Source organism: Mycolicibacterium lacusdiani (assembly GCF_021916785.1).
GTDB classification, from domain to species: domain Bacteria; phylum Actinomycetota; class Actinomycetes; order Mycobacteriales; family Mycobacteriaceae; genus Mycobacterium; species Mycobacterium lacusdiani.
Genome location: NZ_JAKCFC010000010.1, coordinates 175,573 through 198,938 on the forward strand (window position 1 = coordinate 175,573; position 23,366 = coordinate 198,938).

The following is a 23,366-nucleotide window of genomic DNA, read 5'->3' on the forward strand; positions in this document are numbered from 1 at the left end:
CGGCCGGGCATCAGCGGGCGCGCTGAGCCGCCTTGACGAGGCCGCCGCCGATGATCAGGCGCTGGATCTCGCTGGTGCCCTCGTAGAGGCGCAGCAGCCGCACCTCGCGGTAGATGCGTTCGACGGGAACGTCGCGCATGTAGCCCGCGCCCCCGTGGACCTGAACCGCGAGATCGGCCACCTTGCCGACCATCTCGGTGCAGAACAGCTTCGCGGTGGACGGTGCGATGCGCCGATCCTCCCCTGATAGCCACAACCGCGCGGCGTCGCGGACGAGCGCGCGTCCGGCCATCACGCCGGTCTGCTGGTCGGCGAGCATCGCCTGCACCAGCTGGAAGTCCCCGATAGGCGTGCCGCCCTGGGTGGCGGTGGCCGCGTAGCGCACCGACTCGTCGAGTGCGCGCTGCGCGGTACCCACCGACAGCGCGGCGATGTGGATGCGTCCGCGTGCCAGTGACGTCATGGCTGCGCGGTAGCCGATGTCCACGGCGCCGCCGATCAGGGCATCGTCGCCGACGCGCACCTCGTCGAACGCGACGTCGGCGGTCCAGGCGCCCTCCTGGCCCATCTTGGCGTCCTTGCCTGCCACCCGTACGCCCTCGGCGTCTGCGGGCACGAGGAACACCGCGATGCCTGGCCCGTCGGCGTCGGCGGGCCGCGTCCTGGCGAACACCACGAACAGGTCGGCGGTCGGCGCGTTGGTGATGTACTGCTTCTGGCCGGTGATCACCCAGTCCCCGTCGTCGGAGGATCCCTCGCGCACCGCCTTGGTGCGCAGGCCCGCAGGGTTGGACCCGGCGCCCGGTTCGGTGAGGGCGAACGACGCTACGACGTCGCCGCTTGCGACGCCTTCGAGCCAGCGCCCCTTCTGCTGGTCGGTGCCAAAGCCCACCAGGACCTGGCCAGCAATGCCGTTGTTGGTGCCGAACATCGACCGCAGGGCGAGCGTCGTGTAGCCGAACTCCATGGCCATCTCGACGTCCTGGGCGAGGTTCAGTCCCAGCCCGCCCCATTGCTGGGGAATCGCATAGCCGAACAGGCCCATGTCCTTGGCCTGCTGACGGATGTCGTCGGGTACCCGGTCGCCCGCCATGATCTCCTGCTCGCGCGGCATGACGACGTCGCGGACGAACTCACGGGTTGCGGCAAGGATGTCGGCGAAGTCGGCGTCGCTGACCGGCTCGTCGTGCGCGACGGTGGCGGTATCGGCCGTGGTCGGGTTGGCCATTCGTCGGACTCTCCTGCTCGAGGGATGCGGCGTGCGTGCCACGAATATCATATTTTATGTTTGACGCCGACGGCTGGACTGAGAGGGGTACGACGACCATGGGACTGCTTGACGGACGCACCGCGGTGGTGACCGGCGGCGCACAGGGGATCGGCTTCGCCATCGCCGAGCGCTACGTGGCAGAGGGCGCGCGCGTCGTCCTCGGCGACCTCGATCTCGATGCCACCGAGGCCGCGGTCGGCCGGTTGGGTGGTGCCGACGTGGCTCGCGCCGTGCGGTGCGACGTCACGAAGGCCGACGACGTCGAGGTGCTCGTCGCGGCGGCCGTCGCGGAGTTCGGTGCGCTGGACGTCATGGTCAACAACGCCGGCATCACGCGCGACGCGACGATGCGGAAGATGACCGAGGACCAGTTCGATCAGGTGATCGCCGTGCACCTCAAGGGCAGCTGGAACGGCACCCGCAAGGCCGCCGACGTCATGCGCGAGCAGAAGCACGGCGCGATCGTGAACATCTCCTCGATCTCGGGCAAGGTCGGGCTGATCGGGCAGACCAACTACTCGGCGGCCAAGGCCGGGATCGTCGGCCTGACCAAGGCCGCTGCCAAGGAGGTCGCCCACCTGGGGGTGCGGATCAACGCCATCCAGCCGGGGCTCATCCGCTCGGCGATGACCGAGGCCATGCCGCAACGCATCTGGGACGCGAAGCTGGCCGAGATCCCGATGGCGCGCGCAGGCGAGCCCAGCGAGGTGGCGTCGGTGGCGCTGTTCCTCGCCTCGGACCTGTCGTCGTACATGACCGGCACGGTGCTCGAAGTGACCGGGGGACGGCACATCTGATGAACCGCGACGCCATCATCTGTGAGCCCGTCCGCACGCCGATCGGCCGCTACGGTGGAATGTTCAAGAGCCTGACCGCGGTCGACCTCGGCGTCGCCGCACTGCGGGGGCTGCTCGAGCGCACCGGCATCGGACCGAACGACGTCGAGGACGTCATCCTGGGGCACTGCTATCCGAGCATGGAGGCCCCGGCGATCGGGCGCGTGGTCGCGCTGGACGCGGGCCTGCCTGCCACGGTGCCCGGCATGCAGCTCGACCGCCGGTGTGGCTCCGGCCTGCAGGCCGTCATCCAGGCCGCCATGCAGGTCGGCAGCGGCCAGAACGACCTCGTGGTGGCCGGGGGTGCCGAGTCCATGAGCAACGTGGTGTTCCACTCCACGGACATGCGTTGGGGTGGCGCGAGGGGAGGCGTACGGGTGCACGACGCACTGTCGCGCGGCCGCACGACCGCGGGCGGGCGGGACTACCCCGTCCCGGGCGGCATGTTGGAGACGGCCGAGAACCTGCGTCGTCAGTACGACATCCCGCGTGACGAGCAGGACGAGCTGGCCGTGCGATCGCACCAGCGTGCGGTGGCAGCGCAGCGCGACGGGTCGCTGGCCGAGCAGATCATCCCGGTCACGGTGTCGGGCCGCGACGTCGACACGGTGGTCGACACCGACGAGCATCCCCGCGCCGATACCTCGGTGGAAGCGCTGAGCAAGCTGAAACCCGTTCTCCTGAAGCAGGATCCGGAGGCCACCGTGACGGCTGGCAACTCCAGCGGTCAGAACGACGCGGCATCGATGTGCATCGTGACCACCGTCGACAAGGCGGCCGAACTGGGGTTGACGCCACTGGTGCGGCTGGTGTCCTGGGTCGTGGCGGGGGTGGCGCCCAACGTGATGGGCATCGGTCCCGTGCCCGCGACGGAGGTGGCGCTGCGCAAGGCAGGGCTCGACATCGCGGACATGGACCTCATCGAACTCAACGAAGCATTCGCCGCTCAGGCGCTGGCGGTGACGCGGGAGTGGAAGTTCGGGCCGCGCGACTTCGACCGCACCAACGTCGCCGGCTCGGGTATCTCGCTGGGCCACCCCGTCGGCGCCACCGGCGGCCGGATGCTGGCCACGCTCGCGCGCGAACTGCACCGCCGCGACGGTCGATACGGCCTGGAGACCATGTGCATCGGCGGCGGCCAGGGTCTGGCTGCCGTGTTCGAGAGGGTGGGCCCATGACCAGGCTCGCGCAGACGGTCGGCCTGACCGACGTGCAGCGCGAGATCGTCTCGACGGTGCGCGATTTCGTCGACCGGGAGATCATCCCGAACGCCCAGGAACTCGAGCACTCCGACACCTACCCGCAGCAGATCGTCGACGCGATGCGCGAGATGGGGCTGTTCGGCCTGATGATCGACGAGGAGTACGGCGGACTGGGGGAGTCGCTGCTCACCTACGCGCTGTGCGTCGAGGAGCTGGCCCGCGGCTGGATGAGCGTGTCCGGCGTGATCAACACGCACTTCATCGTGGCGTACATGATTCGCCAGCACGGTACCGACGAGCAGAAGCAGCGGTTCCTGCCGCGCATGGCCACTGGCGAAATCCGTGGAGCGTTCTCGATGTCGGAGCCCGAGCTGGGTTCCGACGTCGCAGCCATCCGTACCAGGGGCGTCCGCAGGCCCGAGGGTGGTTACGCGATCACCGGCCAGAAGATGTGGCTCACCAACGGTGGCAGCTCGAGTCTGATTGCGGCGTTGGTCAAGACGGACGAGGGCGCAGACAAGCCACACCGCAACCTGACGGCGTTCCTGATCGAGAAGCCGCCCGGTTTCGGCGAGGTGGCTGCCGGGCTGACTATTCCGGGCAAGCTCGACAAGCTCGGCTACAAGGGCATCGACACCACCGAGCTGATCTTCGACGGGTACGTCGCCTCCGATGACGATGTGCTCGGCAACGCTCCTGGCCGTGGCTTCGCCCAGATGATGGACGGCGTGGAGGTGGGCCGGGTCAACGTGTCGGCCCGTGCTTGCGGGGTGGCGTTGCGGGCGTTCGAACTCGCGGTGCGATACGCCCAGCAGCGCAGCACCTTCGGCAAGCCGATTGCCGACCACCAGGCGATCGCGTTTCAGCTCGCCGAGATGGCGACCAAGGTCGAGGCGGCGCATTTGATGATGGTCAACGCCGCCAGGCTCAAGGACTCCGGTGAGCGCAACGACGTCGCGGCGGGCATGGCGAAGTACCTGGCCAGTGAATATTGCATCGAGGTCACCCAGCAGAGCTTCCGCATCCACGGCGGCTACGGCTACTCCAAGGAGTACGAGATCGAACGGCTGATGCGCGACGCGCCGTTCCTACTCATCGGCGAGGGCACCAGCGAGATCCAGAAGACCATCATCAGCAAGAACCTCCTCCATGAATACCGACTCTGAGCCGGCCTTCGCGGCGCGGCCGCAACTCTCCGACGACGTCGCGCGCTACGTCCGTCGGCGAATCTTCAACGGCACCTTCGCTGCCGGGGTGTACCTGCGCCTCGATCAGCTGGCCGCCGAACTCGGCATCAGCGTCACCCCGGTGCGGGAGGCGCTACTGAACCTGCGGGCCGAGGGTCTGCTCGTCCAGCATCCGCGGCGCGGCTTCATGGTGCTCGAGGTGACCGCGCGCGACATCGCCGACGTGGCGGGGGTGCAGGCGTTCATCGGTGGAGAGCTGGCCGCGCGGGCCGCGATCAACATCACCGACGACCAGCTGGCGTCGCTCAAGGCCGTACAGGACGAACTCGAACGGGCCTACGAGACCGACGATCTCGAGCGGACGGTGCGGCTCAACCACGAGTTCCACCGCACCATCAACGTCGCCGCCGGGTCGCCAAAGCTGACGCACGTGATGTCGACCATCACGAGATATGCGCCGGAGTCGGTGTTCCCGACGCTGGAGGGCTGGCCAACGCAGTCGATCAGGGACCATCGTCGGGTCATCGCCGCCTTCGAGCGCCGCGATGCCACCCGGGCCCGGACGGCGATGGCCGAACACTTCACCATCGGCGTCGCGCCCTTGACCGAGCACCTGATCGAGCGCGGCGTGATCGCCGCGGCCCCACCCTCGGAAGCGGCGGGGTCGTAGGGCTCGCTTTCTGACACTTGTCAGAAATCGTTGACGGGCGTCAGAAGGCGCTGATAGTGTCCGCCGCAGACCCCGAGGAGCGGCCGTGACCCCCACCCTTCCGCGCACCGCTGTCATCGGCGCGGGCATCAGCGGTCTCACGGCAGGCAAGATGCTCAAGGACTACGGCGTGCCGTACACCACCTTCGAGACGTCGGACCGGATCGGCGGGAACTGGGCGTTCGGCAACCCGAACGGGCGCAGCAGCGCCTACCGATCGCTGCACATCGACACCTCCCGCCAGCGGTTGTGCTTTCGCGACTTCCCGATGCCCGACCACTACCCGTCGTTCCCGCACCACACCGACGTCAAGGAGTACCTCGACGCGTACGCCGACACCTTCGGACTGCTGGAGAACATCGAGTTCGGCAAAGGCGTCGAGCACGCGGCGCATCGCGACGGCGGTGGGTGGGAGATCACCGACCAGGCAGGCAACCAGCGCGACTTCGACCTGCTGGTGGTCGCCAACGGCCACCATTGGAATCCGCGGCTGCCCGACTTCCCGGGTACGTTCACGGGCACGGCGTTTCACTCGCACCACTACGTCGATCCGCATCAGCCGATGGAGCTGACCGGCAAGCGAATCCTCGTCGTGGGCCTCGGCAACAGCGCTGCGGACATCACCGTCGAACTGTCGTCGAGGGCACTGCAGAACGAGGTCACGCTGTCGACCCGGTCGAGTGCCTGGATCGTGCCCAAGTACATCGCGGGACGCCCGGGGGACACCCTGTGGCGCACCAGTCCGCACCTGCCGCTGTCGTGGCAGCGCAAGGCACTGCAGCTGGTGGCGCCCGCCATGGGCGTCGACCCGACGAAGTACGGACTGCCCGCCCCGAATCACAAGCTCTTCGAGGCACATCCGACCCAGTCGGTGGAACTGCCGCTGCGGCTGGGCTCGGGTGACGTGACGCCCAAGCCGAACGCCGAGCGGCTCGACGGCGACACCGTGCACTTCGTCGACGGCACCGCAGGCCAGTTCGACGTCATCGTCTACGCGACCGGTTACGACATCACGTTCCCGTTCTTCGACGCCGAATTCCTCAGCGCCCCCGGCAATCGAATCCGGCTGTACAAGCGGATGTTCGTGCCGGGTCTCGACGACGCCGTGTTCATCGGCTTCGCGCAGGCGATACCGACGCTGTTCCCCTTCGTCGAGTGTCAGTCGCGGTTGTTGGCCTCCTACGCCGTTGGTCGCTACGCGCTGCCGCCGGTGACGGAGATGGAACGCGTCATCGACGTCGACCAGCGGCTGTACACCGGGCACTGCACCGACTCGGCGCGACACACGCAGCAGGTGGATTTCTTCCACTACGAGCACGACATGCGCACGCGTGAGCTGCCCGCAGGTCTCAAACGGGCCGGAAGCCGTTCGCCTTGGGCGCGATTGGCGTCGGTATGAGGTCTCCCACCGACCGCCGTCCGGCGCAGCGCAGTGACGACCGCCGTGAGGCCATCCTCGATGCGCTCGACCGCTGGCTGCGCGAGGAGAGCCTCGAGGCGGTGAACATCGCCGAGATCTCGAAGCAGGCAGGCGTCAGCCGCTCGGCGTTCTATTTCTACTTCGAGAACAAGGGTGCGGCGGTCGCCGCGCTCATGGAGCGCATGGTCGACGAGGTGTTCGACCTCAACGACGTGTTCACCGCGGCGGGCGGTCCACCCGAGCAGCGGATCAGGGCGATGCTCGAGGGTCTGTTCGGCAGCTGGGAGCGGCACCGGCACATGTTCAAGGCGATGCTCGACGCGCGGGGCTCCAGCGCGTCGGTGCGCGACATCTGGGATCAGGCGCGCGAGTCGTTCGTGGAGCCGGTCGCTGACATGATCCGCGCCGAACGCGCCGCGGGCACTGCGCCGGGCGGGGTGGCCCCGGAAGTCCTGGCGTCGGTTCTGCTGGAACTCAACGACCGCCTGCTCGAACGACTCACGCTCGGCGGGCCGCTGTCGCGCGATGACCTGATGGCAGGCGGCACCGCCGTGTGGCTCAACGCCATCTACGGCGTCTGCGAGCCCTCGAAGCGTTCGGAGGAGACGGCGTGACCCGCACCGACGTCGCATTCACCTCCCACGGCGTCACCTGCGCCGGCTGGCACTTCCGCAGCGACTCGGACGCGCTGACCGGACCCGACGGCCGACCCATCGTGGTGATGGCGCACGGGTTCGGCGGCACCATGGACTCTGGGCTGCAACCGTTCGCCGAACGCCTCTGCGACGCGGGCATCGACGTGCTGACGTTCGACTACCGCGGGTTCGGCGCGTCCGATGGTGAACCGCGGCAGACGATCTCGATCCGGCGACAGCAGCAGGACTTCCACGCCGCCGTCGACGCAGCCCGAGCGCTGGACGGCGTGGACGCGGCGCGCATCGGCCTGTGGGGTTCGTCGATGGCCGGCGCGCACGTGTTCCAGGTGGCGGCCGACCGCACCGACGTCGCCGCCGTCATCGCGATGACGCCGTTGACCAGCGGCCTCGCGGCGGGTCGCGCGTCGATCGGTGAGCGCAGCGTCCTGACCGCCCTGAAGTGGACCGCCGACGGCGTCGCCAGCAAGGTCGCCGTGCGCCGCGGCGGCAAGCCCAGGACCATGCCGCTGGTCGCGCGGCCGGGTGAGATCGGTGCGCTGGCGCTCGACGGTGCCTACGAGAGTTACACGTCCATGGCCGGACCGACGTGGCGCAACGAAATCGACGCCTCGGTGGGGTTGGAGATCGGCGCGATCCGGACGACGGCCGCCGCCAAGCGGATGCGTGCGCGACTGCTGGTGCAGATCGCGGACTTCGACCGCTACGTGCCCGCCGAATCCGTCGCGAAGACCGCCGTCCACGGCAGGGCGGTGGTGCACCACTACCCGTGCGACCACTTCGACGTGTGGCCCGGCCACGACTGGCACGCGCGCGCCGCCGCGGATCAGGTGGCGTTCCTGCGCAGGGAGTTCGCGGTGGGCAGGGCGGAGTCGATCAGCGGGGCCGGTACCACGCAGCCACGTCGGCAGGCTTGACCTTCATCGCGGCGTTGCGCGGCAACGTGCCGATCGCGACCGCCACCGGAACGTGGTGACTTGGCAGCGTGTCGCGCACCAGGGCCTTCAGCTCGTCCTCGGTGGGTGCGGGCGCGCCATGGCGCAGTTCGACGGCGGCGAAGGGGACGTCGCCGAGGAGGCGGTCGGGCACGCCGACCACGCACGCGTCGAGGACGGCGGGGTGCGCCAGTAGCGCCCGCCGGACGGTCTCGGGCAGCACCTTGAACCCGCCGCGGTTGATCGCGCCGTCGGCGCGGCCGTGCAGCGTGATGAAGCCGTCGGAGTCGATCGACGCGAGGTCGGTGGTGCGCTGCCAGTGCGGGCCCATCACCTCTACCCGCGCCTCGAGCAGTCCTACCGCGCTCGTCGGCATTTCGCGTCCGGAGTCGGCGTCCACGATCCGGACTTCGACGCCGGGCAGTGCCCGGCCTGAGCTGTCGAGCTTCTCCGCGCCCCACCGGGCGCGTAGGTCCGGTGTCCACGCGCAGATGGATCCGGCGAATTCGGTTGCGCCATAGGCCCACAGCACCGGAATCCCGAAGCGGCGCTCGAACTCCTCACGCAGCTCGCGTTCCAGCGGACCCGACCCGCCCACGACGCACTGCAGCGAGGACAGATCGGCGGGGTCGACGTCGGCGTCGAGCAGCATGCGCACGATCGCGGGCTGGACGGCGGTGCGGGTCAGGCGGTAGGTCCGCACGGCGCGCACCCATTCGGCCACGGTGAACTTCTCCAGCAGCACCATTCGCTTGCCGACGAAGGGTGCTGCCAGCAGCTGGCACACGCCGATGCTGCCGAACGGCCAGAACACCAGGTCGGGCGGATCGTCCGCGAACAATTGGTGCCCGTGCGTCATGCTGAGCACGGTGTGCGCCAGCACTGCGGTGGGGATGGGAATCCGCTTGGGCGCGCCGGTGGTGCCGCTGGTCAGCACATGGATGCCCGCTTCGGCGAGGACGGGGTCGGATATTGCGGCGCCGCGCGCGTGCAGGGTATCCACCGTCGCCGAGGTCAGCGAGATGGCGGCGCTGCCGGTGCCTCGGGCTGCGGCGACGACCGGGTCGGTCCAGTCCTCGGGGTCGGCAAGCACTGCGGCGAGCCGAAGTCGCTGCACGTCGGCGGCGATGGCCGTGGGCGACTGGTAGGAGTACACCATCACCACGGGGCGGCCCGACGAAATGAAGTTCAGCAGCGCCGCCGCATGGGGCAGCCGGTTGCGCACGACCACCCCGACCGGCTCGCCGGGACGCACCCCCGCCCGGTCGAGAGCATCGTCGAGCGTCGCCCGGTACGCGGCGATGTCGTTGCCGGAAAACCACTTTCGGTCGAACTCGATGAAGGCGGCAGGCCCGTAGCTCGCCAGCCCGGTGGCCAGCGTCTCAGCGAATTCCCGACGAGCGCTCATGGCGGTCAGTACTGGGTCGTGCCGCCGTCGACCGCGATCGCCGCGGCGGTGACGAACCTGGACTCGTCACTGGCCAGCCACAGCACCGCGTCGGCGATGTCCTGCGGTTCGCAGATGCCCTCGGGCAGGAAGCCGACGAGCATGTTCGACAGCTGCGGGTGGGATTCCATGGTTCTGCCGATCTCGGCGACCATGTCGCCCGATCCCATGTCGGTGGCGACCGGGCCGGGGTGCACGCTGTTGACCCGGACGCCGTGGCGGCCGAGTTCGGCGGCGAACCCGCGCGCCATGCCCGTGACGGCGTGCTTGCTCGCGGTGTAGTGAATCATGAAGGGCTGCATCTTCAGTCCGGCCGCCGAGCTGATCAGCACGATCGACCCGCCCCGCCCGCCGTCGATCACGTGCCGTGCGCCCGCCATCACGGTGTTCCACGTGCCGGTCACGTTGACGTCCATGACGTCGCGGAACGAGTCCGGGGTGATCTCGTCCCAGGCCTGTGGCACCGCGATGCCCGCGTTGGCGACGATGACGTCGAGGCGTCCCAACTCCGCCACCCCCTCGGCGACGACGGCGTTCAACCGTTCGTGGTCGCGGGTGTCGACTGCCGACGCCAGGATCCGGCGCCCGGTCTTCTCTACCAGCCGAACCGTCTCGTCGAGGTCCTCCGGCGTGGCGGGGTCGTAGCGCACGCACGGCGGAAGTTGGCCGACGACGTCGACGGCGATGACGTCGGCTCCCTCCTCCGCCATCCGGACCGCATGCGCGCGGCCCTGCCCTCGTGCCGCGCCGGTGACGAATGCGACCTTGCCCTCGAGGCGTTCGCTCACGTGTCATTCCCTTCCGGGGTCTGCTCGACCACTGTGCTCTTGCCTTCGTACACGATCGGGGTCGGGGCGCTGGTCATGGCCGTTCCCGCCTCGGCGAGCATGTCGCGAAGCCGACGGACGTCGACCTTGCCGGTGGTGCCGCGTGGCACCTGGTCATCCGAGGCGAGCCGGAGCCAGACGGTGGGAACCTTGAACGCGCTCAGCACCTTCCGGGCGGCGTGCCGAAGAGTGGCGTCATCGCGCAACTCGTCGCACGCCTCATCGCACCTGATGGCGGCGCCGACCCGATCCGAGTCGCCGGTGGGCACGTTGGTCACGAACGCGGCGCCGACGCCGGGCAGTGTGCGTAGCGCCGACTCGACTTCGCTCGGGTACACCGTGGCCCCGCTGACCTTGAACATGTCGTCGGATCGCCCGTGGTAGAACAGGAAGCCGTCGTCGTCGAGGTGGCCGAGATCGCCGGTCGGGTAGAACCCGTCGGCGGTGAACAGGTCTTCCCGGCTGCGCCCGCACACCCCCAGCAGCGTGTGTGGCCCGCGGATCTGAATCTCGCCGATCGTGCCGGGCGCTGCGGTACTGCCGTCCTCGACGTCGACGATGCGCACCTCCATGCCGTCGAACGGCTTGCCGCAACTGCCCCAGGCAGTTTCGGGCATGTCGGTGTCGGCGCGGTAGCCGCAGTACGGGCCGAACGACTCGGTCATGCCGAACAACCGCGCCCTGGCTCCCGGCCTGGCTCGGACTTCGGGCGGAAGGAGCGCATCCAGGCTGCCCGGCTGCAACGACGACAGATCGGCGTCGATCGAAGGAGCGTGGCGGGCAAGGGCTTCCGCCTGGTCGGGCCAGCCCCGGAACAGGGTGACGCGCTCGCGTTCCAGTAGGCGCAGCGTGGTCTCGGGGCGGGGCGTGGGCTCGGTCACCAGCGTGGCGCCCGCGATCAGCGCCGACAGCACGCCAGAGCCGAAGCCGCCGACCCAGAAGAACGGCATCGGCAGGTACAGCCGGGTATCGGCCGCAATGCATCGCGGCTCGAGGCCGGCAGCGACGGCGCCGAGTGCGCTGCCGTGGGAGTGCACGACCCCCTTCGGTGCGCCGCTACTGCCGGAGGTGAAGACGATCGCCAGCGGGTCGCTCGGGGTGACTGCGCAGGCCATCGCATCGACGATGCCCACCGCGTCGTCGCTCGGGGCGGTCCCCATGGCCTCCTTCGGCGACCACACGTGGCGCAAGGCGGGCAGTTCCGAGTGCAGCAGTGTTCGCCCCGTCAGCGGAGCGGCCAGTTCCGCGGCGAGGTCGTCGGTGTACCGGCGGCCGCGGAACTCGTCGACCGCGACGAGCGCTGAGACGGCCGACGTCTGAAGCTGCGCCACCAGCTCGCGGGGTGCGAGCAAGGTGCTGAGCGGGACGAGTACCGCACCGATGCGGGTGAGCGCCACGGCGAACCGCACCCAGTCGGTGCAGTTGGGCATGACCAGTCCCACCCGGGTGCCCTTGCCGACGCCCATGTCGATCAGTCGCGCTGCGATTGACCGGCTGTCCGAGTGCATTGCCAGATAGTCGATTCGACTCTCCGGATCGACGACGGCAGTCCTGTCCGGCGTGCGCTCGGCGTGGTACCGGAGGATGCGGTCGATCGTGTCAGTCATCGAAGGCCTCGCGCAGGCGCCGGACGTCCACCTTGCCGCTGGCCAGCAGCGGCGCCTCGCTGACGGTAGCCACACGGCGTGGCAGCTTGTACGACGACAGTTCGACGGCGAGCAGGTCGCGCAGCGCCGACGGGTCGACGGCCCGATCGGTGACCAGCACCGCGCCCACCACCTCGCCACGCTCGCCGTCGGGCAGCCCGACGACGTGCGCGACCATCCCGCCCGTCACGCGGTTGATGGCGTTCTCCACCTCGACGGGCGAGACGTTCGCGCCTGCGGTCTTGATCATCGACCCGCGCCGCCCGAGGTAGTACACGTACCCGTCGAGGTCGGTGCACACGACGTCGCCGGTGTGGAGCCAGCCGTCGGCGTCGAAGGTCTCCTCGCGGCTGCGCCGGTGGTAGCGCTGCAGCAGGTAGGGCCCGCGCAACAGGAGTTCGCCCGGTGCGCCCGCCTCCACGGTGGTACCGGTGGAGGGGTCGACGACGGCGACCTCGAAACCCGGTGCGGGCCTGCCGAAAGACCCCCACCGTTCCTCGGGCTGGTCGGACTCGTCGGCGTCGAGCAGAAAGGTGCCGCCCGCCTCGGTCATCCCGAGCATGCCGTGGCGGAGCGAGGGATCTCGGGGACGGACGTCGGCGGGCATGATCGGGTACAGGTTGCCGCGGCGCATCGAGGTGAGGTCCCGCGTGGGGAACGACTCGTGCCGCGCGAGGTGCGCGACGGATGCGGCGAAACCGTTGGTCAGCGTTGGTCGTTCGGTCTCCAGGAGGTCGAGGACCTCGGCGGCGTCGGTCGCGTTCGAGCACACCAGTGTCGCCCCGGCCACCATCGTGGCGAGCAGTCCGAAGGCGAACCCGCCGACCCAGAAGAACGGCGAGTTGCAGAACAGTCGGTCGTCGGCGGTCAGGGCGCGGATTCCGTTGAGGTTGCGCTGGTGTGCCAGCATCGAGCCGTGGGTGTGCACGGCGCCCTTCGGCGTGCCGGACGAACCCGACGTGTAGACGATCGCGAGGGCGTCCGACGGGTGCACGTCGGCCCCGATGGCCGCGAGCAGACGCTCCGGAACGTCGCGGCCGTGCCGCGCAACGTCGTCCTGATCGAAGCTCGCGTGGCGCAGCAACGGTGCGGTGGTGCAGAACAGCGGACGGTCGAGGGCGTCGACGCCGAGCGCGTCGCGCAGCTCGACCGCGAAGTCGTGCGAGCGGTACCGCGGCGTGGCCAGCAGGATGGCCACGTCGGCGTGCGCGAGCTGCTCGGCGAGTTCCCTGGCGGTCGAGAAGGTCGTGAACGGCACCACGACCGCGCCGATGCGCGCGGCGGCCAGCATCGCGACCACGAAGTCGGCGCCGTTGGGGTACAGCACGCCCACGTGTGTCGCCCTTCCGGCGCCGAGCGCCACGAGGCCGCGGGCCAGCGCCGCCGACCGGCGTTCGGCCTCGGCGTACGTCAACCGCTCGGCGTCGCAGACGAGCAGGGGGTGGTCACCTCGGGCGCTTGCCCGTTCGGTGACGAGTTCGGCGACGGTCCGTGGTTCAGCCGGCACGGCCGCTCCCGACCTCGTCGGCGAAGTGCGCCCGCACGGCAGTCAGGTCGGGCTTGCCGGAGGGAGTGCGGGGGATCGCGTCCACCACGGCGATCTCGGCCGGGACCTCGTAGTGCGCCAGTCGGGTGCGCAGATGGTCCACCAGCTCGTCGGCGGTGACCGGCGCGCGCAGTTCCACCATCGCCACCGGGGTCTCGCCGAGTCGCTCGTCCGGCCGCCCCACCACCGCGGCGCCGGCGACGGCGGCGTGCGCCTCCAGCGCGGCCCGCACGTCGTCGGGCATCACCTTGAAGCCGCCCCGGATGATCGCTTGGTCCGCGCGGCCGAGGATCCAGAGGAACCCGTCGACATCGATCCTCGCGAGGTCCGTGGTGCGGATCCATTCGGTGCCGGGGCCGAGTTGACCCGGCTTGACCTCGAGCAGGCCGGCCTCACCGGGGCGCACCGGGTCACCCTGCTCGGTGACCACCCGCAGGCGGGCGCCGAGGGTGGCCCGGCCGACGCTGCCTCGCTTGGCCTGCCAATGGCGGTCGTGGTCTGCGAGGGTCCAGCCGGCCACGCCGCCACCGAATTCGGTTGCCGCGTATGACGTCAGCACCGGAATGCCGAACTTCTCGGTGAATGCGTCGGCGTCATCGGCCGACAGGGGAGCGGTTCCGGACGTCACGACGCGGATGCCCGCGAGGTCATCTCGGGTCAGGCCGGACTGCAGCACCATGCGCAGCGCCGCGGGAACCAGCGACACCGCCCCGGGCCGGTGCCTGCGCACAGCGTCGGACCAGCGGTCGAGTTCGAAACGCGGTAGCAACGCGAAAGGCCTTGCTGCCGTCGCGCATTGCAGGACGCGGTACACGCCGCCGATGTGGACGAGCGGTGCGTTGACGATCGCGACGCCGCGCCGCGGTGCCGTGGGCATGTCGCCGAGGGTGCCCCGCGCCAGCATGTCGTAGGTCAGATCGATGCGCTTGGGCGGGCCCGTGGTGCCCGAGGTGAGCATGCGGACGGCCACGCCGAGCCTGGGGTCGGGGGTACCGCGCCCGAATACCGAGACGGCCGGCGCCTCCGCGAGTGTGGTGATGGTGGCGACGGTCATCCGGTCGGACGGTGCGAGGAGCGTGGCTACGTCGTCGGGTGTCCCGATGGCGAGCGCCGGTGCTAGTTCAGCGAGATCGGCGCGGGTGCGATCGTCGCCACGGGCGGGGTTCACCACGACCACGGTGGCGTCGGCCAGCAGGAGTCCGAGGACAGTCGCGACATGAGCGGGGCTGTTGCGCAACAGGACTGCAGTCTGGGTGCTGTCGTGCCGAACGGCCAGGTCGGCGATGTTACGGGCAGCGGCGTCCACCTCGCCCCACGACCACCAGGTGTCGTCGAACTCGATCGCGGGCGAGTCGGGCGCGAGTGCCAGGACGTCGGCGATGCGTCGGCTGAGCGGGTGACGCGTCACCGGACTCTGGGTGACCGGCGCGGCCGATCGGGGTCGAGTTCGGCCCGGCCCAGCGCGTTCCCGAGCCGGGTGTAGATCAAGCCCTGGTCGAGCGCGGCGCGGTAGGGCTTGTCGAGGGATTCCCAGATGGCCTTCACCGTGCCCTGCGTGGCCGAGGTCGGGTGGGCGGCGATGCCGGCGGCGATATCGTCGGCGCGCGCCCATAGCGCCTCTCGGGTGACGACCTCGGTGACCAACCCGATCCGCAACGCGGTGTCCGCGCTCACCCGTTCGTCGTTGCCGGTCAGGGCCATCCGCAACGTCTCGCCCAGGCCGATGCGCCGCATGAGGCCGACGGGTTCCAGCGCCGACACCATGCCGGAACTCACGTGGGAGTCGAAGAACGTCGCGTCCTCGGAGCAGATGACGACGTCCGATTCGTTGACGAAGTAGAAGGCGCCCGCAGTGCACATGCCCTGTACCGCACACACCACGGGTTTCCACATCTTCTGCCACTTGGGGCTGAGGAACTCGCCGGGGTCTTCGTGATTCCACACGACCGACGGCTGACCGTAGGGCGTCTTGACGTCCAGACCGGCGCTGAACGCACGCTCACCCGCCGCGCGGAGCACCACGGCGTTGACCCGGTCGTCGTGCTTCACCGTCCGCCAGACGTCGGCCATCTCGTGGCACATGTCGCGGTCGAACGCGTTGAGCCGCTTCGGCCGATTGAGCGTCACGGTGGCCACCCGGCTGGCCTCGTCGACGTCGAGCAGGACCGCGCAAGAGCTCATCAGCGTGCTCTCTTCTTCGCGCAAGCGCTCATCAGCGTGGTCTCTTCTTCGCGCAAGCGCTCATCAGCGTGGTCTCTTCTTCGCGCAAGCGCTCATCAGCGTGGTCTCTTCTTCGCGCAAGCGCTCATCAGCGGCACTTCCAGTTCGGCGCACGCTTCTCCATGAACGCCCGCGGCCCCTCGGCGGCGTCCTCGGTGCGCACGACGCGCTCGCGAAACGTCTCGGCCAGGATCTCCGCCTCGTGCAGCGGCAGGTCGAGCGTCTTGTGAATCGCCAATCGCGTACCACGCACGGCCAGTGGGGCGTTCGAGTTCACGACGTCGGCGATCTCGTGGGCGCGTTCGAGCAGCCGGTCGTGTTCGACGACCTCGCTGATCATGCCGAGGTCATAGGCGCGCTCTGCGCTCATCCGTTCGTGCTTGCCCATCAGCGACATCCGCAGTGCGATGTTGCGGGGGAGCACGCGGGCCAGTCGCACCATCTCCCGTCCGGCGACCAGGCCGATGCTGACGTGCGGGTCGAAGAACGTCGCCCGGTCGGACGCGATCACGATGTCGCCGGTGGTGACCCAGTCCAGCCCTGCGCCGCAGCAGATTCCGTTGATCGCGGCAAGGACGGGCTTGGCCATCCGACGGAACGGCGGCGTGCCCTCCTGCGGTGCCTCCCACTGGTCGTAGGTGGAGAGGTACGGCCGCTCGTAGATCACCCTGCCGTCGTCGGGTATCTCGCCGACGTCGGCTCCAGTGCAGAAGGCGCGGCCGTTCCCGGTCACGATGACGATCCACACGTCGTCGTCGTTCTCGGCGGCGTCGTAGGCGGCGCGCAGTTCGGCGACCATCCCGGGGCTCAGCGCGTTGAGTGCCTGCGGCCGGTCGAGCGTGATGGTGGCCTTGTGGTCGGCGACCTGATAGTCGATGTCGCGGTAGGACATGTGGATCCCTTCGGTCATCGCCCGCTGAATCCGGGGGTACGGCGTTCTCGGAAGGCTGTCAGGCCCTCCTTGAAGTCGGCCGTGCGACAGGACAGCTCGAGGTCGTACAGTTCCTGGTTCATGGCCGCCGCGAGCGTTGCGTTCGCGTTCGTGCGGATCGCGGACTTGGTCAGTCCAAGCGCGACGGTGGGGCCTGCCGCCAGCCGGGCCAGCAGTTCCTCGGCCACCGCGTCGACTTCCTCCGGCGACGCGGCGCCGTGAATCATGCCCCAGTCCACGGCGTCCGAGGCGCCGACCTTCTCGCCGAGCAGCAGCATGCGTCGGGCCTTGGCCACGCCGACGAGCCGTGGCAGTAGCCAGGTCGCCCCGGAGTCCGGCGTGAATCCGCGGTCGACGAAGGGTTCCCAGAACACGGCGTCCTGCGCGGCGACGGTGAAGTCCGCGGCCAGTGCGATGTTGCAGCCGAGGCCGACCGCCCAGCCGCGCACCGTGCACACGACGGGCAGGGCGATCGTGGCGAGCAACTCGATGACGCGGTGCGCGGTGAGCGGAATGCGCCGGATCAGGTCGCCCGTGCGGGGCCGTCCCGACCCGGAGTTGGTGGCCACCCAGTCGGCGCCCGAGCAGAAGTCGCTGCCTGCTCCGCTGATGTGCACGGCGCGCAGTGCGTCGTCGGTCGAGGCGTCGGTCAGTGCCGCCACCAAGGTGTCGATCATGGCGTGGCTCAGCGAATTTCGATGGGCGGGGCGGTCCAGGACGATGCGCAGGATCGTCGCGTCGCGGCTGACGTGGACCGAGCCGTCGGCAGCAGCGGTGCTCGACTGGTCGCCCACGCATCCTCGTTCCACTGGTTACCGATAGCCATACAGTAGACATTTCAGGGCCATTCTTGTACAAGTTAGCAAGGAAAGGCCGAGGACGAAAGGTGCCGGCGAGACGCGACGGATGACCTACTGGAGGGAGGCTGCGTGACCGACGCACCGCGCTTCGGCGAACAGCCGTTGCCGCAGACGACGCAGGCCGCCGCCGCACTCCGACGGCTCACGGGCCTACTGCTGAGTCTGGAGAACGCACACCCCGCGGTCGACGACATGCTCTCGCGATTCCCCGGCTGGGAGGCCGAGTTGTCCGCAGCCGCAGCGGCCGACGACGCGCCGCGGATCGGCGAGGACCCCGACGGCAGGCGGCGCGTGTACCTCGACCATGCCTTCGACGTCGGCGCCTACAACCCGTGCTTCCCGGAATACCGCTTCGCCGTCGACTCCGGCGACGACGCCTCGGGCACCGTGACCTTTCCACTCGTCTACGAGGGCCCACCCGGATCGGTCCACGGCGGGTTCCTGGGGGTGTTCTTCGACTGCATCGTCGCGCACCACAACTGCGCCACCCGGCTGGCGGGCAAGACCCGGTCGTTGACCGTGAAGTACCGCAGGCCGACCCCGCTGGGCACCGAGTTGCGGTTCGCGATCGACCGCGCGAACACCGACCGCGGTCTGACGTCGACGGCCCGGCTGTCACTCGACGGCGAGGTGCTGTGCGTCGGCGTGGTGGAGACCATGGCCCTGCCCGTCGAGAAGCTTGCCGGCTCCGACTTCGGCGCACGCCGGGTCCCCACCACCGAACACGAGGAGTCCCACCGATGACCAACGACGACCGCGTGCGCTTCGACGTCGACCCGGACGGGCGGATCGCCACGATCACGCTCGACAACCCGGAACGGCGCAACTCCTATGACGCGGCGATGCGCGACGAGATCGCGCGCTACCTCGACCGGGTCGCCGAGGACGACGACGTCACCGTCGTCCTGCTGCGTGGGGCCGACGGGGTGTTCTCGACCGGGGCCGACATGAACAACGCCTACGGCTGGTACGGCAAGCCCGGCGACGGCGAGTCCGGCGACGGGACATCGGCACGGCGACCCAGCCAGCGCAGGCGACTCACGGTGGATCGCAAGTCATTCGGCTTCTACCACAACCTGATGGGCTTTCCGAAGGTCACCGTGGGCGAGATCGGCGGGTACGCACTCGGCGGCGGCTTCGAGATGGCGCTGATGACCGACATCTCGGTCATCGCGCGCGACACGCGCATCGGCATGCCGGCCACCCGCTTCCTCGGACCGGCACTGGGCAGCCTGCACATGTTCTTCCACCGGCTGGGGCCGGTGCTCGCGCGGCGGATGCTGCTGACCGGTGACGTCATCGAGGCCGGCGCCCTCGAACACCTCGGCGTCTTCACCGAGACGTGCGCGCCGTCGGCGCTGACGGCGCGGGCGCGCTTCTGGGCCGAGAAGGCAGCGAAGATGCCCGCGGACGGCGTCGTCATCGCCAAGGAAGCGTTCCGCCTGGTCGAGCAGAGTCAGGCCTACCAGGGCGAGGAGGTCGCGAGCTACCTCTTCCACGCCTACGGCACCAACCTGCAGTTCGCCGATGGCGAGTTCAACTTCGTCAAGACCAGGGCGCAGCACGGCACCAGAGAGGCGTTCCGCCTCCGCGACGAGCACTTCCACGTGCCCGAACCCGACGTGCCATGACCTACTGTTGGCGGCACTACAGTTTCTGCTAGATTTGTAACGCAGGTCCACGCTGCCGCCAGTGCTGCCCAGGTAGCCCGAGAATCCCGAGGTTCGAAGACATGTCCACACCCGTCATCGTCGGAGCAGTCCGAACCGCTATCGGGCGGTCCTTCAAGGGCACGCTGGTCAACACGCCGCCGGAGACCCTGATCACCGCCGTGCTGCCCGAGATCGTGCGCCGCTCCGGCATCGACCCCGCGGACGTCGACGACCTGATCTTCGCCGAATCCCATTACGGCGGCGGCGATCTCGCCCGTTATGCGGCCACGGCGACGGGGCTCGAGCACGTGCCGGGCCAGTCGGTGAACCGGCACTGCGCGGGCAGCCTCACCGCGATCGGCAACGCCTCTGCGCAGATCGGCTCCGGCATGGAGCGCGCCCTCATCGCAGGCGGGGTGCAGTCACTGTCGATGACGCCGCTGACCAACTGGCGCATCCCCGGCCCGGAACTGAAGTTCGAGGAGCGGTGGATGCCGCCGACGCACGTCGAGACGCCCGACGCGCCTGCCAAGGACATGTCGATCACCGTCGGATGGAACACCGCCCAGGCGGCGGGCATCAGCCGGGAGGAGATGGACGCGTGGGCCGCGCGCAGCCACCAGCGCGCCGTCGCCGCCCAGGACGCGGGCAAGTTCGACGACGAGATCCTGCCGCTGAAGATCACCCAGTTCGACGGCTCGATCACCGAGTTCGCCGTCGACGAGCACCCGCGTCGTGACACCACCGTCGAGAAGCTGGCGGGCCTCAAGGTCCTGCACCCCGAGATCGAGGGCTTCTCGATCACCGCGGGCAACGCCAGCGGCACCAACGACGCGTGCGCCGCGGTCGCCCTGACCGAGCGCGGCTATGCCGAGGCGCAGAACCTCGACGTCATGGCCACCGTGAAGGCGTGGGCCTCGATCGGCGTGGCGCCACGCGACACCGGTCTGGGCGGCGTGCGGGTCATCGGCAAGGTGCTCGAGCGTGCCGGCCTATCGGCCTCCGACGTCACCCTGTGGGAGATCAACGAAGCGTTCGCCTCGGTGCCGATCGCGGCATGCAAGGAGTACGGCCTCGACGAGGAGAGGGTGAACTTCTCCGGCAGCGGGTGCAGCCTCGGGCACCCGATCGCCGCGTCGGGCGCACGGATGGTCACGACCCTCGTCTACGAGCTGCGCCGTCGCGGTGGGGGCATCGGCGTTGCAGCCATGTGCGCGGGCGGCGGCCAGGGCGGCGCCGTCGTCATCGAGGTCTAGCGGTCGGCAGCAGCCTTGCGGCGCGGCGTCGCGGTCTTGCGGCGCTGGGCCGGCTTGGCCGCCGACTCCTCGATGAGCCGCGCGGCATGGTCGAGGATGCAGTCGAGCCCGTACTCGAAGTTCTTCTCGTCCGACGCCCCGATGCGGTGGCCTTCGCCGCTGACCTTGGCGAGCAGGGGAGCGGTCTCTGGATCGATGACCATCGCCTCCTCGAAGTCGCCGGGCCCACCGTCGGTCGAGCGGTTCTTGTCGTAGAGCCGCTGCAGGACGACCGAGCCGCGGACGTGCAGCGAGACCGCCGAGTACGTGTCGAATGCATCCTCGGGCGACAGGCCGGCCTCGGCGAGGCTCTCGATGGCCTTCTCCACGGCGGCGACGCCGAGCTTGGCCGCCCGCGGTGACAGCGCCGAGCGGATCAGGATGAGGTCGCACAGAATCGGGTTGCCCAGGAACGCCTTTCGCATCACCCGAGCGTGGTTGCGCAGGGTTTCGCGCCAGTCGGCGGCTTCGACGTAGGGCGTGGCGAACACGTACTGGCGCAGTGCGCGGTCGGTCATCGCGTTGAGCAGGTCGTCCTTCTTGCGGAAGTACCAGTAGATGCTGGTCACTCCGACGCCCAGGTGCTTGCCAAGCAGGGGCATACTGAGGTTGTCGATGCCGACGTCCTCCGCGAGTTCGAACGCACCGTTGATGATGTCGTCGGGGTTGATGGAACCGCGCTCACGGCGCTGCCGCTTCTCTGCGGTCGGTTGCTTGGCCACCGGGGGCACCTCCATCGGTTCAGTGGGCGGACGACACCGTGAAGCTTACCGGTAGGCATACCGTGTGGGTTTCGTCACGCTGTGGGCGCAGCTGTCCCGCGCGGGCCCGTCCGGCGTCGGCTGCTGCTGATGCGATTCGAATGAGTTGCACTGCAACGCTATTCGTAACAGCCATCTGCCGGTGCATCGCTATCGAAAGCCCTATAGTAGGTTTCACCCGTACCGACCCGAAGTGGCATTCGAACTCGACGGCAAAGGGGCCCCACGTGTCCGATGAAGTAGTCATTCGCGAGCGACGGGGGCGCACCCTGATCGTCACCATCAATCGGCCGCAGGCCCGCAACGCGTTCAATCTCGCGGTTGCCCAGGGGCTCGCCGACGCTATGGACGAACTCGACGACACCCCGGAGCTGTCGGTCGCGATCGTCACGGGCGCGGGTGGCAACTTCTGCGCGGGCATGGACCTCAAGGCCTTCATGGCAGGCGAGGTCCCGGCCATTCCCGGGCGCGGAATCGGCTTCACCGAGCGCCCGCCGCGCAAGCCGCTGATCGCGGCCGTCGAGGGCTATGCGCTGGCCGGTGGCACCGAGATCGTGCTCGCCACCGACCTCGTCGTTGCTGCCAAGGACGCGAAGTTCGGCATTCCGGAGGTCAAGCGTGGCTTGGTGGCAGCCGGTGGCGGCCTGCTCCGCCTGCCCCACCGCATCCCGTACCAGAAGGCGCTCGAACTCGCCCTGACCGGGGACAGCTTCACCGCCGAGGAAGCGTCGCAGTGGGGTTTCGTGAACGTGCTCACCGAGACCGGCGGCGCGCTCGACGGTGCGCTGGCACTGGCCGAACGCATCACGGCCAACGGTCCTCTCGCCGTGGCGGTCACCAAGGAGATCATCGCGAAGTCCGCCGGGTGGAGCGAGGCCGAGATGTGGAAGAAGCAGAACGAACTCGTCATGCCGGTCTTCTCGTCCAAGGACGCGATGGAGGGCGCGACCGCGTTCGCCGAGAAGCGCAAGCCGAACTGGACCGGCGCCTGACCGACGAGGTCGAGCCGTGGACCTGGGCTTCGCCGATGCCACCGCCGTCGTCGTCGGGGGTGGTCGCGGCATGGGACTGGCCACGGCGCGCTGCCTTGCCATCGACGGCGCACGGATAGCGCTCGTCGGTAGATCCCGCGACGTGCTCGACGCCGCCGCGGCCGAACTCGTGCGATGCGGTAGTCCCGAGGCCTTCGGGCTCGTCGCCGACACCGGCGACGCCGCTCGCGTCGACGACCTGTTCGGTGACGTCGCCGCGCGCTGGGGTGGCGAACTCAACGTGCTGATCAACACCGTCGGGCCGGGCGCGGCGGGCACGTTCGAGGACCTGACCGACGACCAGTGGCTCGCCGCGATCGACGCGGGCGTGATGGGCATGGTGCGGTGCGTGCGCGCCGCGATGCCGCTACTGCGCGCCGCGGAATGGGCACGGGTGGTGAACTTCTCGGCGCACTCGACGCAACGCCAGAGCGTCAGGCTGCCCGCGTACACCGCGGCCAAGGCGATGGTGAACAGCGTCTCGAAGAACCTGTCGCTGCTGCTCGCTCCCGACGAGATCATGGTCAACGTCGTCTCGCCGGGCAGCATCGCGTCAGACGCGCTGATCGCGTGGGCGGACTCGGTCGGCGTCGACGGGTCCGACCCCTATCGCCTGATGGCGGCGATCGACGAGCACTTCGGCCACCCCGCGCACCTGCCCCGCGCAGGGCTGCCCGACGAGATCGGGCCCGTCGCCGCGTTCCTGGCATCGCGGCGCAACTCCTACATGACCGGGGCGAACGTCAACGTCGACGGCGGCAGCGACTTCATCTGAGAGTGATCTCTCGCGACGTCTACACCAGCGTCGTGGAACACCACCCGATCACGACGCTGGTGTAGATCTCGCGAGTAGCAGACGCCCGCCCGGGCGTCCGCCCAAGCGCTGCCGAAGGCGCTACCGATAGGTGTACAGTAAGTCCAAACACAGCGCCCTGCCC

General features: G+C 69.2%; 22 protein-coding genes. 12 read left to right on the forward strand and 10 right to left on the reverse strand.

What is annotated here, in order from left to right:
- Positions 1–10: 10 nt before the first annotated feature.
- Positions 11–1,228, reverse strand: coding sequence for an acyl-CoA dehydrogenase family protein (locus tag LOK44_RS24845; protein ID WP_237572749.1), 1,218 nt, complete (start codon positions 1,226–1,228; stop codon positions 11–13).
- 98 nt (positions 1,229–1,326) lie between these two features.
- On the opposite strand from LOK44_RS24845, the gene fabG reads away from it, so the two are divergent.
- The 7 genes from fabG to LOK44_RS24880 all read left to right on the forward strand — a co-directional run bounded on the left by fabG (position 1,327) and on the right by LOK44_RS24880 (position 8,194).
- The gene (fabG, locus tag LOK44_RS24850; RefSeq protein WP_237572750.1) at positions 1,327–2,067 is read left to right on the forward strand and encodes a 3-oxoacyl-ACP reductase FabG; all 741 of its coding nucleotides are present in this window, start codon (positions 1,327–1,329) and stop codon (positions 2,065–2,067) included.
- Positions 2,067–3,284: an acetyl-CoA C-acetyltransferase gene (locus tag LOK44_RS24855; RefSeq protein WP_237572751.1), complete on the forward strand. Its 1,218-nt coding sequence runs from the start codon at positions 2,067–2,069 to the stop codon at positions 3,282–3,284. Before fabG ends, LOK44_RS24855 begins: the two co-directional genes overlap by 1 nt.
- Entirely contained in the window at positions 3,281–4,474 is a 1,194-nt protein-coding gene (locus tag LOK44_RS24860) for an acyl-CoA dehydrogenase family protein (RefSeq protein ID WP_237572752.1), read from the forward strand. The genes LOK44_RS24855 and LOK44_RS24860 overlap by 4 nt, the downstream gene beginning before the upstream one ends.
- Entirely contained in the window at positions 4,458–5,165 is a 708-nt protein-coding gene (locus LOK44_RS24865) for a GntR family transcriptional regulator (protein WP_237572753.1), read from the forward strand. Before LOK44_RS24860 ends, LOK44_RS24865 begins: the two co-directional genes overlap by 17 nt.
- A gap of 85 nt (positions 5,166–5,250) precedes the next feature.
- A complete protein-coding gene (locus tag LOK44_RS24870) occupies positions 5,251–6,603 on the forward strand; it encodes a flavin-containing monooxygenase (RefSeq protein ID WP_237572754.1) in 1,353 nt (450 codons plus the stop codon).
- Entirely contained in the window at positions 6,600–7,238 is a 639-nt protein-coding gene (locus tag LOK44_RS24875; RefSeq protein ID WP_237572755.1) for a TetR/AcrR family transcriptional regulator, read from the forward strand. The genes LOK44_RS24870 and LOK44_RS24875 overlap by 4 nt, the downstream gene beginning before the upstream one ends.
- Entirely contained in the window at positions 7,235–8,194 is a 960-nt protein-coding gene (locus tag LOK44_RS24880; RefSeq protein ID WP_237572756.1) for an alpha/beta hydrolase, read from the forward strand. The genes LOK44_RS24875 and LOK44_RS24880 overlap by 4 nt, the downstream gene beginning before the upstream one ends.
- Here the strand turns inward: LOK44_RS24880 and LOK44_RS24885 are convergent.
- The 8 genes from LOK44_RS24885 to LOK44_RS24920 all read right to left on the reverse strand — a co-directional run bounded on the left by LOK44_RS24885 (position 8,154) and on the right by LOK44_RS24920 (position 17,623).
- Positions 8,154–9,620 carry a class I adenylate-forming enzyme family protein gene (locus LOK44_RS24885; RefSeq protein WP_237572757.1) on the reverse strand — a complete coding sequence of 489 codons (1,467 nt, stop codon included), beginning with the start codon at positions 9,618–9,620 and terminating at the stop codon, positions 8,154–8,156. The genes LOK44_RS24880 and LOK44_RS24885 overlap by 41 nt on opposite strands.
- 5 nt (positions 9,621–9,625) lie before the next feature.
- Positions 9,626–10,447 carry a mycofactocin-coupled SDR family oxidoreductase gene (locus tag LOK44_RS24890; RefSeq protein WP_237572758.1) on the reverse strand — a complete coding sequence of 274 codons (822 nt, stop codon included), beginning with the start codon at positions 10,445–10,447 and terminating at the stop codon, positions 9,626–9,628.
- Positions 10,444–12,093 (reverse strand): class I adenylate-forming enzyme family protein, encoded by a 1,650-nt coding sequence (locus tag LOK44_RS24895; RefSeq protein WP_237572759.1) that lies wholly within the window; start codon positions 12,091–12,093, stop codon positions 10,444–10,446. Before LOK44_RS24895 ends, LOK44_RS24890 begins: the two co-directional genes overlap by 4 nt.
- Positions 12,086–13,639, reverse strand: a complete 1,554-nt coding sequence (locus LOK44_RS24900) for a class I adenylate-forming enzyme family protein (RefSeq protein ID WP_237572760.1) — start codon at positions 13,637–13,639, stop codon at positions 12,086–12,088. Before LOK44_RS24900 ends, LOK44_RS24895 begins: the two co-directional genes overlap by 8 nt.
- Positions 13,629–15,086 carry a class I adenylate-forming enzyme family protein gene (locus tag LOK44_RS24905; protein WP_237572761.1) on the reverse strand — a complete coding sequence of 486 codons (1,458 nt, stop codon included), beginning with the start codon at positions 15,084–15,086 and terminating at the stop codon, positions 13,629–13,631. The genes LOK44_RS24900 and LOK44_RS24905 overlap by 11 nt, the downstream gene beginning before the upstream one ends.
- Positions 15,083–15,859, reverse strand: coding sequence for an enoyl-CoA hydratase/isomerase family protein (locus tag LOK44_RS24910; RefSeq protein WP_237572762.1), 777 nt, complete (start codon positions 15,857–15,859; stop codon positions 15,083–15,085). The genes LOK44_RS24905 and LOK44_RS24910 overlap by 4 nt, the downstream gene beginning before the upstream one ends.
- Positions 15,860–15,986: 127 nt before the next feature.
- Complete coding sequence (locus tag LOK44_RS24915; RefSeq protein ID WP_237572812.1) at positions 15,987–16,790, reverse strand: enoyl-CoA hydratase/isomerase family protein; 804 nt, start codon at positions 16,788–16,790, stop codon at positions 15,987–15,989.
- Positions 16,791–16,804: 14 nt separating this feature from the next.
- Positions 16,805–17,623, reverse strand: coding sequence for an enoyl-CoA hydratase/isomerase family protein (locus LOK44_RS24920; protein WP_237572763.1), 819 nt, complete (start codon positions 17,621–17,623; stop codon positions 16,805–16,807).
- 135 nt (positions 17,624–17,758) lie between these two features.
- Here LOK44_RS24920 and LOK44_RS24925 point away from each other — a divergent pair, with 135 nt between their 5' ends.
- The 3 genes from LOK44_RS24925 to LOK44_RS24935 all read left to right on the forward strand — a co-directional run bounded on the left by LOK44_RS24925 (position 17,759) and on the right by LOK44_RS24935 (position 20,597).
- On the forward strand, positions 17,759–18,433 hold the full coding sequence (locus tag LOK44_RS24925) for a hotdog fold domain-containing protein (protein ID WP_237572764.1): 675 nt from the start codon (positions 17,759–17,761) through the stop codon (positions 18,431–18,433).
- A complete protein-coding gene (locus LOK44_RS24930; RefSeq protein WP_237572765.1) occupies positions 18,430–19,320 on the forward strand; it encodes an enoyl-CoA hydratase/isomerase family protein in 891 nt (296 codons plus the stop codon). The genes LOK44_RS24925 and LOK44_RS24930 overlap by 4 nt, the downstream gene beginning before the upstream one ends.
- Before the next feature lie 101 nt (positions 19,321–19,421).
- Positions 19,422–20,597 (forward strand): thiolase family protein, encoded by a 1,176-nt coding sequence (locus LOK44_RS24935; protein ID WP_237572766.1) that lies wholly within the window; start codon positions 19,422–19,424, stop codon positions 20,595–20,597.
- Here the strand turns inward: LOK44_RS24935 and LOK44_RS24940 are convergent.
- Positions 20,594–21,373: a TetR/AcrR family transcriptional regulator gene (locus tag LOK44_RS24940; RefSeq protein ID WP_237572767.1), complete on the reverse strand. Its 780-nt coding sequence runs from the start codon at positions 21,371–21,373 to the stop codon at positions 20,594–20,596. The two genes, LOK44_RS24935 and LOK44_RS24940, sit on opposite strands and share 4 nt — an antisense overlap.
- 251 nt (positions 21,374–21,624) lie before the next feature.
- Here LOK44_RS24940 and LOK44_RS24945 point away from each other — a divergent pair, with 251 nt between their 5' ends.
- Positions 21,625–22,389, forward strand: coding sequence for a crotonase/enoyl-CoA hydratase family protein (locus LOK44_RS24945; protein WP_237572768.1), 765 nt, complete (start codon positions 21,625–21,627; stop codon positions 22,387–22,389).
- Positions 22,390–22,405: 16 nt separating this feature from the next.
- Entirely contained in the window at positions 22,406–23,203 is a 798-nt protein-coding gene (locus LOK44_RS24950; RefSeq protein WP_237572769.1) for an SDR family NAD(P)-dependent oxidoreductase, read from the forward strand.
- Positions 23,204–23,366: the final 163 nt, after the last annotated feature.

Excerpts from the sequence above, each read along its gene's own strand:
- LOK44_RS24845 (WP_237572749.1), bottom strand. The coding sequence starts at position 1,228 with ATGGCCAACCCGACCACGGCCGATACCGCCACCGTCGCGCACGACGAG.
- fabG (WP_237572750.1), top strand. The coding sequence starts at position 1,327 with ATGGGACTGCTTGACGGACGCACCGCGGTGGTGACCGGCGGCGCACAG.
- LOK44_RS24855 (WP_237572751.1), top strand. The coding sequence starts at position 2,067 with ATGAACCGCGACGCCATCATCTGTGAGCCCGTCCGCACGCCGATCGGC.
- LOK44_RS24860 (WP_237572752.1), top strand. The coding sequence starts at position 3,281 with ATGACCAGGCTCGCGCAGACGGTCGGCCTGACCGACGTGCAGCGCGAG.
- LOK44_RS24865 (WP_237572753.1), top strand. The coding sequence starts at position 4,458 with ATGAATACCGACTCTGAGCCGGCCTTCGCGGCGCGGCCGCAACTCTCC.
- LOK44_RS24875 (WP_237572755.1), top strand. The coding sequence starts at position 6,600 with ATGAGGTCTCCCACCGACCGCCGTCCGGCGCAGCGCAGTGACGACCGC.
- LOK44_RS24885 (WP_237572757.1), bottom strand. The coding sequence starts at position 9,620 with ATGAGCGCTCGTCGGGAATTCGCTGAGACGCTGGCCACCGGGCTGGCG.
- LOK44_RS24895 (WP_237572759.1), bottom strand. The coding sequence starts at position 12,093 with ATGACTGACACGATCGACCGCATCCTCCGGTACCACGCCGAGCGCACG.
- LOK44_RS24910 (WP_237572762.1), bottom strand. The coding sequence starts at position 15,859 with ATGAGCTCTTGCGCGGTCCTGCTCGACGTCGACGAGGCCAGCCGGGTG.
- LOK44_RS24915 (WP_237572812.1), bottom strand. The coding sequence starts at position 16,790 with ATGTCCTACCGCGACATCGACTATCAGGTCGCCGACCACAAGGCCACC.
- LOK44_RS24930 (WP_237572765.1), top strand. The coding sequence starts at position 18,430 with ATGACCAACGACGACCGCGTGCGCTTCGACGTCGACCCGGACGGGCGG.
- LOK44_RS24935 (WP_237572766.1), top strand. The coding sequence starts at position 19,422 with ATGTCCACACCCGTCATCGTCGGAGCAGTCCGAACCGCTATCGGGCGG.
- LOK44_RS24940 (WP_237572767.1), bottom strand. The coding sequence starts at position 21,373 with ATGGAGGTGCCCCCGGTGGCCAAGCAACCGACCGCAGAGAAGCGGCAG.